We start from the raw sequence: 14,185 nt of genomic DNA, 5'->3' as shown, positions 1-14,185 counted from the left end.
CGTTATGGGTTGTTTTTTTGAGTAAGATTTTTTGACCGCAGAGGGCGCAGAGGGCACAGAGGAAGAGATGGAAGAGAAAGAAATAAATAGGATGTGTGAACAAAAGTATAGCATGGTTCTGCGCCGATGTCGTTTGTTGGGTGCGGGCGATCGCGAAACGGTGGATATTGCGATCGATGATGATACAATAGTTGCGGTATCGCCGCGCATATCAGGAATGGGCGAACAGGAAATCGACATTCAAGGCAATTTAGTTAGTCCTCCGTTTGTGGAGTCGCACATTCATCTCGATTCTGCTTTGACTGCGGGGAACCGCGATGGAATCAAAGCGGCACTTTGTTTGAGGGAATTCAAATTTGGGGTGAACGCAAGCAAGGTTTAACTCTGGATGATGTCAAAAAACGGGCGATTGAAACTTTAAGGTTGCAAGCATCTCAAGGGATTTTGTTTGTCAGGAGTCACGCTGATGTTAGCGAACCGACGCTGACTGCTTTGCAAGGACTTTTGGAAGTACGAGAAGAAGTCAAAGATTGGATGACTTTGCAAGTTGTGGCTTTTCCCCAAGACGGGATTTATGGGAGTCCTGGAAACGACAAACTTTTAGATAAATCTCTGGATATGGGTGCGGATGCTGTGGGCGGGATTCCGCATTACGAGTTGACACGGGAAGATGGAGTAAAATCGGTTCACCGCATATTTGAACTTGCAGAAAAATACAATAAATTAATTGATATCCACTGCGATGAAATCGATGACGAACAGTCGAGATTTTTGGAAGTTGTAGCAGCTTGTGCGATTAGAAGCGGTGCGGGTTCGCGGGTGACAGCCAGTCACACGACAGCTTTCGGTTCCTACAACAATGCCTATGCTTTTAAGCTGATGGGAATTTTGCAAAAATCCCACATCAATTTCATCGCTAATCCTTTGATTAATATCACTCTGCAAGGGCGTGCGGATAGTTATCCCAAACGTCGCGGAGTGACGCGGGTTAAGGAGTTGTGGCAGCATGGATTGAATGTGAGTTTGGGGCACGACTGCGTGCAAGATCCGTGGTACAGTTTGGGTACGGGAAATATGTTAGATGTGGCTCACATGGCGGTTCATGTTTGTCAGATGACGGGAATGGCTGAGATTGCAGCTTGTTTTAATATGGTCACTGTCAACGGTGCTAAAACTCTCTATCTGGGAGATGATAATTATGGGATAGATGCGGGGAAACCTGCAAATTTGATTGTGTTGGATGCTGAGGATTGTTATGATGCAATTAGGAGGCGCGCTGCGGTTCGGTATGTGATTTCGCGGGGTAAGTTGCTAGCGGAAACTGTCCCAGCAAAAACTTGTTTTTTCTGACTGTCAACTTGCGGTTTTTTTTAGTAGTGCGCTGTACAAACAACAACTTTATCGATATAAAATATCAAGGGTTTTAGCTGGAAAAGCAACCTTGACTAATATCGTAAAAAATGATAGCTTTTAGATAAAATTAATCCTTCAAACACATATGAACGCTAAGTTTCAAGACCTAGAGTGCGATACAGATATTTTGCTTATAGAGAAAGATACTTTTACAGTTGAAAGATTTAAAGACCTAATGCGACAGAAGCTTGCTAAAAACCTTAATGAAATAATACCCAACTCGCGAGAGGTAAGAATGTTTTTTAAATTGTTTTATGATTGCTCTATTGGTGAACTAGATCTAAAAGTAGATAAAGGTCAATGGATTTTTCCTCCTGCAGGAATGACCTGTCAGCTTCTCAAAATCGGTTCCCAAGCTTGGCAAAAAGGTAAGCTAAGAGTAAAAGCCTATTTAAAATTTAATTTCTCTAGCGTGGAAGTGCAAATAAGTTGTGATTTTTGTCCTGATGAACCTGCCGAACCAGAATCTATTCTAGATGACATCCGCCAATCTGAAGAGTACAAAAAACTCGCTAATAACAACTGACCTCTGAAACTGCTAAACTATGAGTCAAGATGCTATTCCCGATGAGAGTCCGAGAAACTTGCCAGAGCAACTGCTTCTGCAAGATGCAGTTGCTGGAAATAGCAAAGGTATTCAAGGCGGAGTGAATAATATGCTGGGAGATGCTCCCAGACTTGTGGCAATCTATGGTGGATATCCTGAACATTGGTATAAAATGACCAGCATTCAGTCTTTTATGATTGATGGAGCGTCTGTACAAGTTCATTGGTTTCGGAATAGTCAGACTCAGGAAAATGTAGAGTACAAGTTCAAACGTCAGTACCCGAAAATAGCTCCCAAGAATCTGTAATTAGGAAAGAAAAAAATATGATAATTCGCTGTATCGCTAATACAGGTGCATTGCTTCCTGATGATTACATAGAACCTACTATAGGTTACACAAGACAACTACAGTTCTCATTAACGGTAGGTCGTGAATATGTTGTTTATGCTTTTAGAGAATGGCGGGGAACTATTTGGTATTATATCTGCGATGATAATTACAGCTATTATCCCATGCAGAATCCGGCGCCACTGTTTGAAGTGGTTGATGACAGAGTTTCTAAGTATTGGCGGTTTAAACTTTCGCCCAATGGATTCTTGATGATAGCATTTGAACAGTGGTTTACCGATCCTTATTTTTATGATAAGCTGACGGATCAGGAAGAGGCGGAGGTTGAGATTTTTGATAAGGTTAAGGAATTGATGGATGCTGAGGATTTTGATTTGCCTCCCTTAGATGTCGCCGTTGAAAAATTGCGGGAAGCTGTCAGTGTTTGAGTTGAGAAAGAGAGAAGTTCAATTTAGTCTTTTTCGTGTGATTCACATACTTTTTCAACAAATGACATCGGAAACTGTTAAACTATGAAGCAAGGTGCTATTCCCGATGAGAGTCCGAGAAATTTACTAGAGCAACTGCTACTGCAAGATGCTAAAGCTGGTAATTGTAGAGCCATTCAGGGCGGATCTGACGATATACTAGGGGATGTTTCCAGACTGGTTGCCCTCTATGGAGGTAATCCCGAAGACTGGTACAAAATAACCAGCATTCAGGCTTTTGTAATTAATGGAGCTTCCGTACAAGTGCACTGGTTTGAAAACAGGGAAATTTTGCAACAAGTTGAATTAAAGTTTAAACGACAATATCCTAAAATAGCCCCTAAGAATTTATAGGTATACAAGTTATGATTGTTCGCTGTATTGCTAATACTGGAGAACTTCTACCGGAAAATTATATTGATCCTGCCCGAGGTTATACTAAAAAGGTTGAATTGCCGTTGACAGTTGGCAAGGAATATGTTGTTTATGCAATCCGATCGTGGCAGGGAAGAGTTTGGTACTATATTTGTGATGATAATTACACCTATTATCCCATACAGACTCCGGCACCGCTGTTTGAAGTAGTTGATAACCGAGTTTCTAAGTATTGGCAGTTTATGCTTGAGCCGAATGGGGTGTTAAGGTTTGCTTTTGAGCAGTGGTTTACTGACGCTTATTTTTATGATAAGCTGACAGACCAAGAAGAGGCGGAGGTGGAAATTTTTGATAAGGTTAAGGAATTGATGGATGCTGAGGTTTTTGATTTGCCTCCCTTAGATGTCGCCGTTGAGAAGTTGCGGGAAACTGTCAGTGTTTGAGTTGGGGAAAGTACGAGAGTAAATTGATTTTGTTAACCAGATTGACTAAGATAGCTTGAAATGGTATAAAATATCAAAGAGCAGAAATTGGTAAAATAAAATGGAAGAAAAAGTTAAAATCAATACAAGCTATGAGACACTAGACGGCGAAGATGATGTTTTGTTATTGGGGAAAGCTACTTTTACTGTTCGTCACTTGAAAGAGCTAACAGCTAGCAAGTTTTACAAGATAATGGTTCAGACTTATGTAGCAGAAACTAACAAGCGTGAGCAGTCGATAATTCAGTGGATACAATATCTGTCGATTAACGAAGAAACAAAAATTATGGGAGGGGATATAAACTGGAAATCGCCTCAAGAAGGAATTGATTGTCAAATTCTAAAAATTGGTTCTAAGGGTTGGCAAAAAGGAAAGCTTAAGATAGAAGTCAATGCAACTTTGCAGTCTTGGAAAACGCAGACATCCATAAAGTTTTGTCCTGATGAACCACCAGAGCCAAAATCACCTTTAGATGATATCCGACAATCCGAGGAATACAAAAAACTGAGCGATAATAAATGACAGCCCGATCGCCCTTACAATACAATAATCGATCGCACTCCAACGCTAGCCAGAAAAAAAATGACTAATATAGAAGAATACGTCGATCGCACCGCCGAACTGATAAACTTACCCTTAGACCCAGAACATCGTCCCGGCGTTGTGGTAAACTTCGAGAGGATAGCAGCGATCGCCCGACTCGTTACAGAATTCCCCTTACCCCCAGAAATCGAAGCTGCGCCAGTGTTTGAACCTTAGATTTTTAACCGCCGATGAACGCAGATGAACGCAAATTTTTAGCAGCAGCGGATGCAGTCGCCACAGCATCGGCAGTTAAAAGTAGTAAGATTACAGCGACAGCGGTTGTGAATGCTGCATTAGAACGAATTGCCGATCGAGATAAAACACTCAATTGCTTTACTGCCATCACCGCAAAAAGTGCGATCGCAGCAGCCGAAAAGATAGATAATGCGATCGCAAATAACGAAAACCCAGGCCCGCTAGCAGGCGTTCCCTTCGCAGTCAAAAATTTGTTCGATGTCGGCGGAATTACTACCCTAGCAGGGTCAAAAATTAACGCTGACAACCCTCCGGCGAGCCAAGACGCGGCAGGGGTCGCCCGACTCAAACAAGCCGGTGCTATCCTTGTAGGTACGCTCAACATGGACGAGTACGCCTACGGTTTTGTCACCGAAAACAGCCATTACGGCCCAACTCGCAATCCTCACGATACTGCGCGCATCGCCGGCGGTTCCAGCGGCGGTTCCGCAGCAGCAGTGGCCGCCGGTTTAGTACCCTTCACCCTCGGTTCCGATACTAACGGTTCCATCCGCGTACCGGCTGCGCTGTGCGGTGTGTTTGGTTTTAAGCCTACTTACGGCCGTTTGTCAAGGGCCGGTGCTTTTTTGTTTTCGAGTAGTTTGGATTGCGTGGGGCCGTTCGGGCGATCGCTCCGAGATATGTCCCTGCTGTATGATATCCTGCAAGGCACGGACGATCGCGATCCAGTTTGCACTCAACGCCCGCCAGAACTTACTTCGCCACAGTTAAATACAGGAATTGAAGGATTGCGAATTGCTGTTGCTGACGGCTATTTCGCTACTGGGGCCGAACCGGAAGCTATGGATGCTGTAGAAATAGTTGCCCTAGCCTTGACAAATGTCTTGAATTGTGGTATTGAGACGGAAACAACAACAACAAACCCCCGAAAAATCGGGGGGCTTGCAACTGTCGGCATACCGGAATCCGATCGCGCGAGGGCGGCAGCGTTTATAATTACTGCTTGCGAGGGTGGAAACTTGCATTTGGAGAATTTGCGGACGCGCCCTCAAGACTTCGATCCGGCAACGCGCGATCGTTTTTTGGCTGGAACCCTGATTCCTGCGACATGGTACGTGCAAGCACAGAGATTCAGACAGTGGTATCGGTCTCAAATTCGTGCAATATTCCAACATACAGATATCATTCTCGCACCCGCCACGCCGATCGCAGCTCCTGAAATTGGTGTTGAGAAAATGGTCGTCGCCGGACAAGAAACAAGAGTGCGTCCTAATCTGGGACTGTTCACCCAACCCCTATCATTTATAGGCTTGCCGGTGCTTTGCGTGCCCGTACAGCGGCCCGGCGCTTTGCCCTTGGGGGTACAAATTATTGGTGCTCCCTACAGCGAAGCGGTGATTCTCCGAGTCGCTGCGGTACTAGAATCGCAAGGCATTATATGTGCCGAATCAATTTAGTCCTAGTTCTAGGGTTTGTTGTTGCGGTGGAAGCGTCTCTTAGTCCTTCTAGCAATAGCTTTGCGCTTCTGCTTTTCGAGGGGGGTTTCAAAGTGGCGGTGCTTTCTCATGTCGGGAAAAATTCCCGCTTTGGAAACTTGTCGCTTAAACCGTCGTAGGGCTGACTCAATCCCTTCATTTTCGCCGATTACAACTTGGGTCATTCTTTCTCCTTTGGTTCGTTAGATCAAGTTTTATCATATCAAGGTTTCTGGCGGCGCGACCTGTTGGATGTCGGGCGATCGACCAAAACCCCAAAATTATACCAGAAAATAGGTTCTTCATTCAGTTGATAGTTGACAATTGACAGTTGACAGTTAATTGACAGTTGACTACTGACCAACTGACCAACTGACCAACGTATCCGCTCAATAAATCGGGGTAAATCGCTCAATGATGAGCGTTAAATATCGCAAAATCGTTCCAAACGCAGTACTCTACCCCGAGCTATTGAGCGGATACTGACCAACTGTCAACTGTCAACTGTCAACTGTCAACTGACCAACTGATTTTCCTGGCGCAGGTAAGCTTGAATAAACGGCTCTAATTCGCCGTTCATCACATCTAAGACGGCAGTTGTTTCCACTCCAGTCCGCAAATCCTTGACCATTTGATAGGGGTGAAACACGTAGTTGCGAATTTGGTTGCCCCAAGCCGCCTCTACCATATCGCCGCGAATCTCGGCAATTTCGGCGGCGCGCTGTTCCCTAGCAACCACCAACAGCCTAGCTTTGAGTAAGGCGAGAGCTTTTTCTTTATTTTGCAACTGACTGCGTTCTTCGGTACAGCGGACGGCTAAACCAGTCGGAAGGTGAACGATGCGGACAGCCGTTTCTACCTTGTTAACATTTTGTCCGCCCTTGCCGCCTGCGCGAGAAGTCGTGACTTCCAAATCTTTTTCTGGAATATCCAGTTTAACGGATCGATCGAGCACCGGCATCACTTCCACGCCCGCAAAACTTGTTTGACGCTTGTCATTAGCGTTAAACGGCGAAATTCTCACCAAACGGTGAGTACCTTTTTCCGACCTCATGTAGCCGTAAGCGTAGCGGCCGACAATTTCCAAAGAGGCAGATTTAACACCTGCTTCCTCTCCCTCAGAAATCTCGGTTAAATGTACCTTGTAACCCTGACTTTCACCCCAGCGGGTGTACATCCGCAGCAGCATTTCGGCCCAATCTTGAGCATCTGTACCGCCGGCCCCGGCGTTAATTGTCAAAACCGCGCCGCCTTCGTCGTAGGGCCCAGAGAGTAATTGTTGCAGTTCCCACTGGTCAAGTTCGCGGGTTAATTGGGAAAGACTCGATGAGGCTTCTTGGAACAGGGACTCGTCTGCGTCTAACTCCAGCAGTTCTAAAATAGCTCTAGCGTCTTCTAGGCTAGTCTGCCAGCCGTGGTATTGGTCTAAATGAGATTTGAAGTCATTCAGTTCTTGGAGGGTTCCTTGAGCTTGTTCTTGGTCGTCCCAGAATGCCGGTTGGGCGCAGATTTGCTCTAAATCTTGGATTTTGGCTGTGAGTGCGGGGATGTCAAAGATAGTCCTGGGTGGTACCCAGTCGATCGGACAATGTTTCAATATCGTGTTTGATGTCTAGAACTTCCACTGTGAGTTCTCCTAGTTTTGTGGTGTCTTGTCGATTTTAGCTGAAATTGGGTTCAATCTGTGCAAATCAATTTTTCAGCAGCAGACCAGCTTTGATGAATGGGTCAATCTTGCCGTCGAGTACCTCGGCGACGGCTGTTGTTTCGATTCCTGTACGGAAATCCAGAACTTTGTCCTGGTTTGCGCTGTCGCTGGCAAATTGATATTCTCGAATTGGTTGGTTGAGGAATGTTTTTAGCCGATCGCACTGAATGTCTGCAAGCTGCTGAACTCCTTGCCTTTGCATAATAGCAAACAGTTTGCTCTTGAGAACCGCCAAAGCCTTGTCTTTATTTTGCATTTGAGTGCGACATCCGTCACAAATGGCAGAAATACCAGTAGGAATATGCACAATTTTCACCCATGCTTTGGTTCCGTTAGTATTCTGATTGAGATTGGGTAATATGGCTCTTAAATCCTGCTGTGCAATCTCCAATTGCACGTACATTGGCAAAATTTCCACCGTCGCTGTAGAAGAGAGTCGCATTATGGTAATATTAAAAGGCGATTTCCGTTTAAGTCGGTGTATTCCGGTTTCTGACTTGAGATAGCCGCAAGCGTAACGTCCGTCTATTTCCAAGGTTGTAGAAATAATTCCTATTTCAGGCGCTGGGGAAGATTCAACGTCCGCAACTTGGTAGCCTCGGCTTAGTCCCCACATAATATACATTCTGAGCAACATTTCTGCCCAGTATTGAGCATCGATACCGTTTGTTCCGGCCTTAATTATGAGGTAGGCTCCATTTTTGTCGCAAGGCCCGCTCAAGGATTGCTCTATTTCATACTCTTGGAGAGAGTGGTTTAGTTGAGCTAAATTAGTTTGAAGTTCTTGCTCTAGTTCGTCGTCTGCTTGAAATTCGAGTAACTCCAGTGCTGCTGTAGCATCTGCCAAAATTGTTTGGCACTGGTTGAGTTTTGCCTGATAGGATTGGAGTGCGTCTAGTTCTTGGAGTGGTCGTTCAACTCTGTTGATGCTGTTGCCAGATTCCGGCTGTGCTGCTAGCTGTTGTAACTTTTGGCTTTCGGCGGTTAAGGCTGAGTCAAAGACAGTCTTGTAGGTTGGTTAGTCGATCGCACAAAATTTCGATATTGTGTTTGGTCTCTAGAATTTCCACTGTGATTTCTCCAGCGTTGTGGGTGATTATATTAATCTTAGCTTGTGGCTCACTTGTTGTGCCACAAATACTAAAAAATATTTTTTGACCGCAGGTGAACGCGGATGAACGCGGATGCAAGCGGGAATTGTCAAGGTAATAAAAAACCGCAGCCGGATGTCGATCGCGCTGCGGTTGTTTTTAAGCTAAACTTTCAATGATTAATCGCGACCGTTGAGAGCAATCATCAGGCGCAGAATGAAGATGAACAAGTTGATGTAAGTCAAGTACATCGACAGGGCGGCGGGCAAATACTGGTCGTCGTGGTAGGTGCGGGGTAAGATGTAAAAATCGACGATCGCAGCACCAGCAAATATAAACACGCCGATGCCAGAAATGCCAATTTCCAACCAAGTTGGGGTGTAAACGCCAAACAGCGACAGCAGAAATTGACCGCCAACGACTACTAACAAAGCAATGACACCTAAACTGATAGTCTTGGTGAGGGCCATGCCGTCTGCTTCCGACAAGTTGGAGCCTATTTGGCGGGCGGCGATGAAAGTAATGCCGCAGCCGAGGGCTGCAAAACCGATGCCGCCGATACCGACGCCTTGGGTTCTGAGGGCTGTAAATACCAATCCGCTGAGGGTGTAGCCGGAAAGCAGGCTGTAGGTAGCCAGCAGGGGCAAGGCGGTGTTTTTGTTGTTTTGTTCGGCGGCGGCGCTGGCGACGAAGAACAGAATTAATTCTAGGACGATCGCAGCAATAAACGTCGGAAAGAAGATACCGGGATAGTTGCGGATGACTCCGAGGCCGCCGTAGGTGCCGACAGCAGTTAAGACAAGTCCGCCGCCCACGAAGGGGAGAGCGTTAGCGATGACGTTGGGGCCAACCAGCGCGTGGTTTTTGGCCTCGCGCACGGCTTCGCGGAAGTTGCTGGTGTTACTCACGAGGATGTTACCTAATTTTGGCTGAGATTTGCTATCTATATTTTGACAGCTTTACAGTTTGTTGACAAAACATGAAGTAGTTTAAAGATTTGATAAAGAACGGGGGTGAGATCACTTCCTACCTGGAAGTGATTGTTTATAATCAACGCCGTACCAGTAAATCTCCACCCTGCGGTCGTTGTCGGGGAACGATGTCTGAGACCGTTGTCAGTCGTCGTAGAGCTATAATTGAGGTTAAAGTACCGGTGCTATTGCCGGCGATGGGCAACCTAAAAGTCGATCGCATTGCAAATATATAGCTGAAGTTAATCAATTTGGAATTTGGGATTTACGATTTGGGATTGAGCAGTTTATGATTGAGTCAGGGACTCCCATTGATTTTAGGTTTTTGATTGGTGACTTAGTTGAAACTACAGCCCGGAAATCTGAATCATCTCAACTATAAAATAAATCTTAAATTTTTAAGCGGTTGGGTGGGTTGCGAAAGTGGTCGAGACAGGGTATGTAAAGCAAATTAATCGTGAAAGTATTTAGTTCGATCGACAAAATGCCAAACAGGTAATATCTAATGCCCACCTTTTTTGCTCGCACATTATTGCCACCTGCCGCCGGAATTCTATTGGCGGCAACTACCCTTATTTCCGGCGGTCAAGCTGCCCTTGCAGCTAATGTCAGTGCCGTTTCTACTGCCACTTCATCGCAGGGTTCAGAACATTTGCTGCTGGCTCTGACTGGTCAATCCGCGCAAGGTACAATTTTACCGAGCCCGAACTCGGGAACGGTAAACCGGGCGGCTGGGCCGGTGAAAATTCCTGAGCCTTCAATGCTGGCGGGGTTGGTTTTAGTCGCCGGTTCGCTGGTGATGACTCGCCGGAGAGGGAGAGTTAAACAGGAGAGTTTTGGCAAAAATCAAAGTTTTTAGATTGTTAAGAGTAGATGCAACACAGGGAAGATGCCTGTGCCACAATTCAGGACACAGGGAAGATGCCTGTGCCACGATCCAGGCTAGTGAATCTCGATGTGAACTACCCGACTCTCACCCTATCGGGTAGAGAGCGGGCTTCCAGCTTCAAGGGGAACCGCGTTCGACAAGACCGAAATCTTGCCACCACGACTTACATTCCCTCCACTGGCAGCAGCACTCGTTCCTAATGCCAAAAACCGCAAGGCTTCATCTCTGATATTTTTTGCCGCATTCACGTCGCGATCGTTTCGAGATTTACATTTAGGACAATCCCAATGACGAACATCCAAAGGCATCTCGGATACTTTGTGCAGACAATTATTGCAAGTTTTGGAGCTAGGGAAAAATCGCTCAACCTCAATATAGGTTTTCCCATCTTTCTCAGCTTTGTACTTGAGCATTGTTCCGAACATCCCCCAGCCAGCATCGCTAATTGCTTTGGCTAGACAGTGGTTGCGTACCATGCCTTTGACATTTAGATCTTCTACTGCAATGACTTGGTTTTCGTCTACTATCTTGCGGGACAGTTTGTGCAGAAAATCCTCGCGAACACGTTTGATTTTAGAGTGGACTTTAGCCACTAATCTTCTAGCTTTGTTTCTAGTGCTACTTCCTTTCTGTTTACGACTGAGTTTTTGCTGTTTGCGCTTGAGGTTTTTGCTATGTTTCTTGAGGTGACGAGGGTTTTTATACTTACTGCCATCGCTAGTTACACAGAAGTCAATCAAACCTACATCTAAACCAATTGCCTTGCCTTTCGCAGTAGTTTCTACGCTCTTGATGCCATCATCAACCAAGATAGAAGCAAAATACTTTCCATCTGGGTTTTTAGATACGGTAACAGTCTTAACTGTGCCATCAAAAGTGCGATGAACTTTGCAATTCACTTCACCAATGATAGGTAGCTTGATCGACTTTTCGCCAACCTTGACATTCTGAGGATAGCTGACAGATTGCCGACCGTGCTTTGATTTGAAGCTAGGGAATCCAGCTTTTTTCTCAAAGAAGTTTTGGTAGGCAACAGACAGATTTAGCGCAACAACCTGTAGAGATTGCGAGTAAGCCCCTTTCTTCAGCCAAGGATATTCTATTTTTAGCTGAGGTAATAAACCTTGGATCGCACCTCGACTTAGCCCCTTACCCGTAGCCTTGTATGTTTCCTGACTCATATTTAGGCTGTAATTCCACAACCAACGCGAACAGCCGAAAGCACCAGCAAAATACTGCTGCTGTTCGGCTGTCGGATATAGTCGGAACTTGTAAGCCTGATACATTATCATTAACCAAGGTTGCTGATAATATTATAGCTGATATACAAAGAAAATGCAAGGAGTTTGCTCATCTCGTCGCCGAGGAGCCCATCTCTCTATGGCTTACGCCTAGTAGCTTGTGGGCAAATGGGACTCCTCACCTCGCTCGGCTTTCATCCCGACGCTCACGCCCTGCGTTAGAGCGCGGGACTTCCCGCGTGTCCGTTAAGGATTTTAGCCGATCGCGTCGCGCAGAGCATTTTTAGTCATAGCTGCGATCGACTGTTCCGAAGCTTTCGGCAAATGATAGTATTTCCCGCCAGAAGTCTTGGCCAACTCCTTCGCAAAGCCGGTCGAAATAAACTTGCTCTCGGTATCAATCACCAGCAACTGCATTCCCAAACCGCGAATTTTGGCAGCAATTTCTAGCAACTCCTTCTTAATATCCGGCTTTTCGCCATCTAAAATCGGTTCGCCCAAAGAACGAGCCAAAGGAATATTACCGCGTCCGTCAGTAATAGCAACAATCGCCACTTGACCGATATCTCCAGACTGCCGCGCATTAACTCCCACGCGCACCGCCTGAGTCAAACCGTGGGCCAGGGGGGAACCGCCGCCGCAGGGCAATCGTTCCAAACGCTTGCGGGCCAAGGCTATCGATCGAGTCGGCGGTAACAATACTTCTGCTTGTTCTCCGCGAAAGGGAATCAGCGCAACTTGGTCGCGACTTTGATAAGCTTCGGTGAGTAGCTGCATGACAGCACCTTTTGCCGACTGCATCCGGTTGAGCGCCATGGAACCCGAAGCATCCACGACAAATACGACTAAAGCCCCAGCTTTTCTGGCCAAGCGCTTCGCCCGAATGTCTCCCTGTTCCACAAATACCCGCTTATCTCGATTTGGGCTGGAACTCGCCGCGGGTTCTTGGTCTGAATTCCTTTGGCGGCGGGCTTTTTGGTAAGGTGCGGCGGCCCTAAGAGTCGCGTCAACGGCGATGCGACGGACTGGGCCTTTGGGCAATATTGGCTTGACGTAACGGCCTCTATCTTCGGAGAAAATGGTGGTTCTGCTGCCGGATTTGCCTTGTTTGTTGGCGGATTGTTGGGCGAATAAAAGCACGCTGGGGTCGAGAATTACGCCTTCGGGGTCAAACAGAAATTCTTCGGGAATGGTATCTTGCTCTGGTTCTTCTTGAGGTTCGGGGTTGTCTTCATCCTCTTGATTTTCTTCGTCTTCTTGCTCGTTTTCTGGTTCGTCTTGTTCTTGTTCTGACTGCTTTTGGGGTGGTGGCGGCGGGGGAGGAGGAGAGTTTTCGTCTGGGGGAGATTGGATGACGGTGGCGCGGGGTACGATGACTAATTCTACGGCGCGGCGCAAGTCTTCGGCGTTAACTTCTGTACGTCCTTCGATGGCGGCGCAGGCGCGGGCGACGCGCACTGCGAATATTTCGGCGCGGTGTCCTTGAACTGCGCCGCGGATGGCTTCTTCTACTAAGTAGGCGATTTGTTCGCGTTTAATGGTGACATCTTTGAGCCATTCTCTGGCGAGGATGATTTGGGTTTTGAGGTTGTCGGTGTCTTCGGCGTATTGAGTGAGAAATTGTTGGGGGGAGCTGGAGTAGGATAAAGCTTGTTCTACTGCGTAGACTCTTTCTTGTAGTTCGAGGGCTGCGTCGGCGGAAAGGACGATCGCGATGCGATCGAGCAAATGTTCTCTGAGGGGGCCTTCTTCGGGGTTGTAGGTGGCAATGAACAGAGGTTTGCAGGGATGTTGGAAGCTAATTCCTTCGCGCTCTATTTGGTTGCGGCCTTCGGTTAATACTGTGAGCAATTGGTTGGAAATATTGTCATCGAGGAGGTTAATTTCGTCTACATAAAGTACGCCTCGATTTGCTTGGGCTAAGAGTCCGGGTTGAAATACAGTTTGACCGAATTTTACTGATTGTTCGACATCGACTGAACCTAAGAGTCTGTCTTCGGTGACACCCAAGGGAATTTGAATGAATGGTGTGGGAATTATTTCGGTGGCTGGATTTGTATTTGTGGAACGGGCATCTTGCCCGTTTTCTTCTGACAGGTCAGAGGCATTTTCTGCAATAATTTCATCAGGTTCAGCGTTGCAAAAAGAGTCTTTGACAATTTCAATTGGTGGCAGTAGGGAATGCAAGGCGCGGGCCATTACTGATTTTGCTGTACCGCGGCGTCCGGCGATCGCAACTCCTCCCAATCCGGGATCTACTGCTGCCAACAGCAGGGCTAATTTGATTGCTTCTTGCCCAACTACGGCGGTGAGGGGAAAGGATGCTGTGGAAGGGCTAAGGCTGGCTGCGGGCATAGGATTTTCTGATTTTCGGATCTAAAAATTTGAACTTAATG

General features: G+C 46.5%; 17 protein-coding genes and 1 pseudogene. 11 read left to right on the top strand and 7 right to left on the bottom strand.

What is annotated here, in order from left to right; translation table 11 throughout:
• Window positions 1–91: 91 nt before the first annotated feature.
• The 10 genes from JGK14_RS06630 to JGK14_RS06585 all read left to right on the top strand — a co-directional run bounded on the left by JGK14_RS06630 (window position 92) and on the right by JGK14_RS06585 (window position 5,871).
• Window positions 92–382: a hypothetical protein gene (locus JGK14_RS06630; RefSeq protein ID WP_325314872.1), complete on the top strand. Its 291-nt coding sequence runs from the start codon at window positions 92–94 to the stop codon at window positions 380–382.
• Window positions 337–1,350, top strand: a complete 1,014-nt coding sequence (codA, locus tag JGK14_RS06625; RefSeq protein ID WP_293231029.1) for a cytosine deaminase — start codon at window positions 337–339, stop codon at window positions 1,348–1,350. Before JGK14_RS06630 ends, codA begins: the two co-directional genes overlap by 46 nt.
• 148 nt (window positions 1,351–1,498) lie before the next feature.
• On the top strand, window positions 1,499–1,939 hold the full coding sequence (locus JGK14_RS06620; RefSeq protein WP_293174572.1) for a KGK domain-containing protein: 441 nt from the start codon (window positions 1,499–1,501) through the stop codon (window positions 1,937–1,939).
• A 19-nt stretch (window positions 1,940–1,958) separates the two neighbouring features.
• Window positions 1,959–2,267, top strand: coding sequence for a hypothetical protein (locus JGK14_RS06615; RefSeq protein WP_325314871.1), 309 nt, complete (start codon window positions 1,959–1,961; stop codon window positions 2,265–2,267).
• A gap of 17 nt (window positions 2,268–2,284) precedes the next feature.
• Window positions 2,285–2,737 (top strand): hypothetical protein, encoded by a 453-nt coding sequence (locus tag JGK14_RS06610; protein ID WP_293174565.1) that lies wholly within the window; start codon window positions 2,285–2,287, stop codon window positions 2,735–2,737.
• 84 nt (window positions 2,738–2,821) lie between these two features.
• Window positions 2,822–3,130 carry a hypothetical protein gene (locus JGK14_RS06605; RefSeq protein WP_293174562.1) on the top strand — a complete coding sequence of 103 codons (309 nt, stop codon included), beginning with the start codon at window positions 2,822–2,824 and terminating at the stop codon, window positions 3,128–3,130.
• A gap of 11 nt (window positions 3,131–3,141) precedes the next feature.
• Window positions 3,142–3,594, top strand: coding sequence for a hypothetical protein (locus JGK14_RS06600; RefSeq protein ID WP_293174559.1), 453 nt, complete (start codon window positions 3,142–3,144; stop codon window positions 3,592–3,594).
• A 100-nt stretch (window positions 3,595–3,694) separates the two neighbouring features.
• A complete protein-coding gene (locus JGK14_RS06595; RefSeq protein ID WP_293189727.1) occupies window positions 3,695–4,156 on the top strand; it encodes a KGK domain-containing protein in 462 nt (153 codons plus the stop codon).
• A 60-nt stretch (window positions 4,157–4,216) separates the two neighbouring features.
• Window positions 4,217–4,393, top strand: a complete 177-nt coding sequence (locus JGK14_RS06590; protein WP_293211517.1) for a DUF4089 domain-containing protein — start codon at window positions 4,217–4,219, stop codon at window positions 4,391–4,393.
• Between the two features lie 14 nt (window positions 4,394–4,407).
• On the top strand, window positions 4,408–5,871 hold the full coding sequence (locus JGK14_RS06585; RefSeq protein ID WP_325314870.1) for an AtzE family amidohydrolase: 1,464 nt from the start codon (window positions 4,408–4,410) through the stop codon (window positions 5,869–5,871).
• A gap of 8 nt (window positions 5,872–5,879) precedes the next feature.
• Here the strand turns inward: JGK14_RS06585 and rpsU are convergent, their stop codons facing one another.
• From rpsU to JGK14_RS06560, 5 genes and pseudogenes are all read right to left on the bottom strand, one after another.
• The gene (rpsU, locus tag JGK14_RS06580; RefSeq protein ID WP_006632476.1) at window positions 5,880–6,074 is read right to left on the bottom strand and encodes a 30S ribosomal protein S21; all 195 of its coding nucleotides are present in this window, start codon (window positions 6,072–6,074) and stop codon (window positions 5,880–5,882) included.
• Between the two features lie 329 nt (window positions 6,075–6,403).
• Window positions 6,404–7,514 (bottom strand): peptide chain release factor 2 gene (prfB, locus tag JGK14_RS06575; protein ID WP_293174547.1). Its coding sequence is split into 2 segments (ribosomal slippage): window positions 6,404–7,441 and window positions 7,443–7,514, totalling 1,110 coding nucleotides; the frame shifts between segments, so codons are not numbered across the junction.
• A gap of 66 nt (window positions 7,515–7,580) precedes the next feature.
• Window positions 7,581–8,000 carry a peptide chain release factor-like protein gene (locus JGK14_RS06570; protein WP_293174984.1) on the bottom strand — a complete coding sequence of 140 codons (420 nt, stop codon included), beginning with the start codon at window positions 7,998–8,000 and terminating at the stop codon, window positions 7,581–7,583.
• 24 nt (window positions 8,001–8,024) lie between these two features.
• Window positions 8,025–8,570: pseudogene (locus JGK14_RS06565) on the bottom strand (PCRF domain-containing protein); the annotation flags it as partial.
• A 297-nt stretch (window positions 8,571–8,867) separates the two neighbouring features.
• On the bottom strand, window positions 8,868–9,596 hold the full coding sequence (locus JGK14_RS06560) for a Bax inhibitor-1/YccA family protein (RefSeq protein ID WP_293174544.1): 729 nt from the start codon (window positions 9,594–9,596) through the stop codon (window positions 8,868–8,870).
• A gap of 568 nt (window positions 9,597–10,164) precedes the next feature.
• Here JGK14_RS06560 and JGK14_RS06555 point away from each other — a divergent pair.
• Complete coding sequence (locus JGK14_RS06555) at window positions 10,165–10,518, top strand: PEP-CTERM sorting domain-containing protein (RefSeq protein WP_293174537.1); 354 nt, start codon at window positions 10,165–10,167, stop codon at window positions 10,516–10,518.
• Window positions 10,519–10,637: 119 nt separating this feature from the next.
• On the opposite strand, the gene JGK14_RS06550 is transcribed toward JGK14_RS06555, so the two are convergent.
• Both JGK14_RS06550 and bchD read right to left on the bottom strand, forming a co-directional pair.
• Window positions 10,638–11,834, bottom strand: coding sequence for an RNA-guided endonuclease InsQ/TnpB family protein (locus tag JGK14_RS06550; protein WP_293195769.1), 1,197 nt, complete (start codon window positions 11,832–11,834; stop codon window positions 10,638–10,640).
• A 210-nt stretch (window positions 11,835–12,044) separates the two neighbouring features.
• A complete protein-coding gene (gene bchD / locus JGK14_RS06545; protein WP_293189733.1) occupies window positions 12,045–14,144 on the bottom strand; it encodes a magnesium chelatase ATPase subunit D in 2,100 nt (699 codons plus the stop codon).
• Window positions 14,145–14,185: the final 41 nt, after the last annotated feature.

The sequence above is a fragment of the Microcoleus sp. PH2017_28_MFU_U_A genome (assembly GCF_020738035.1).
Taxonomy (GTDB): domain Bacteria; phylum Cyanobacteriota; class Cyanobacteriia; order Cyanobacteriales; family Microcoleaceae; genus Microcoleus.
This window is presented reverse-complemented; position numbering and strand designations above follow the sequence as displayed.

What these genes read in the sequence shown, in the direction of transcription:
- JGK14_RS06630 (WP_325314872.1), top strand. Translation starts at nt 92, where the DNA reads ATGTGTGAACAAAAGTATAGCATGGTTCTGCGCCGATGTCGTTTGTTG.
- JGK14_RS06620 (WP_293174572.1), top strand. Translation starts at nt 1,499, where the DNA reads ATGAACGCTAAGTTTCAAGACCTAGAGTGCGATACAGATATTTTGCTT.
- JGK14_RS06615 (WP_325314871.1), top strand. Translation starts at nt 1,959, where the DNA reads ATGAGTCAAGATGCTATTCCCGATGAGAGTCCGAGAAACTTGCCAGAG.
- JGK14_RS06610 (WP_293174565.1), top strand. Translation starts at nt 2,285, where the DNA reads ATGATAATTCGCTGTATCGCTAATACAGGTGCATTGCTTCCTGATGAT.
- JGK14_RS06605 (WP_293174562.1), top strand. Translation starts at nt 2,822, where the DNA reads ATGAAGCAAGGTGCTATTCCCGATGAGAGTCCGAGAAATTTACTAGAG.
- JGK14_RS06600 (WP_293174559.1), top strand. Translation starts at nt 3,142, where the DNA reads ATGATTGTTCGCTGTATTGCTAATACTGGAGAACTTCTACCGGAAAAT.
- JGK14_RS06595 (WP_293189727.1), top strand. Translation starts at nt 3,695, where the DNA reads ATGGAAGAAAAAGTTAAAATCAATACAAGCTATGAGACACTAGACGGC.
- JGK14_RS06590 (WP_293211517.1), top strand. Translation starts at nt 4,217, where the DNA reads ATGACTAATATAGAAGAATACGTCGATCGCACCGCCGAACTGATAAAC.
- JGK14_RS06585 (WP_325314870.1), top strand. Translation starts at nt 4,408, where the DNA reads ATGAACGCAGATGAACGCAAATTTTTAGCAGCAGCGGATGCAGTCGCC.
- rpsU (WP_006632476.1), bottom strand. Translation starts at nt 6,074, where the DNA reads ATGACCCAAGTTGTAATCGGCGAAAATGAAGGGATTGAGTCAGCCCTA.
- JGK14_RS06570 (WP_293174984.1), bottom strand. Translation starts at nt 8,000, where the DNA reads ATGTACGTGCAATTGGAGATTGCACAGCAGGATTTAAGAGCCATATTA.
- JGK14_RS06555 (WP_293174537.1), top strand. Translation starts at nt 10,165, where the DNA reads ATGCCCACCTTTTTTGCTCGCACATTATTGCCACCTGCCGCCGGAATT.
- JGK14_RS06550 (WP_293195769.1), bottom strand. Translation starts at nt 11,834, where the DNA reads ATGTATCAGGCTTACAAGTTCCGACTATATCCGACAGCCGAACAGCAG.
- bchD (WP_293189733.1), bottom strand. Translation starts at nt 14,144, where the DNA reads ATGCCCGCAGCCAGCCTTAGCCCTTCCACAGCATCCTTTCCCCTCACC.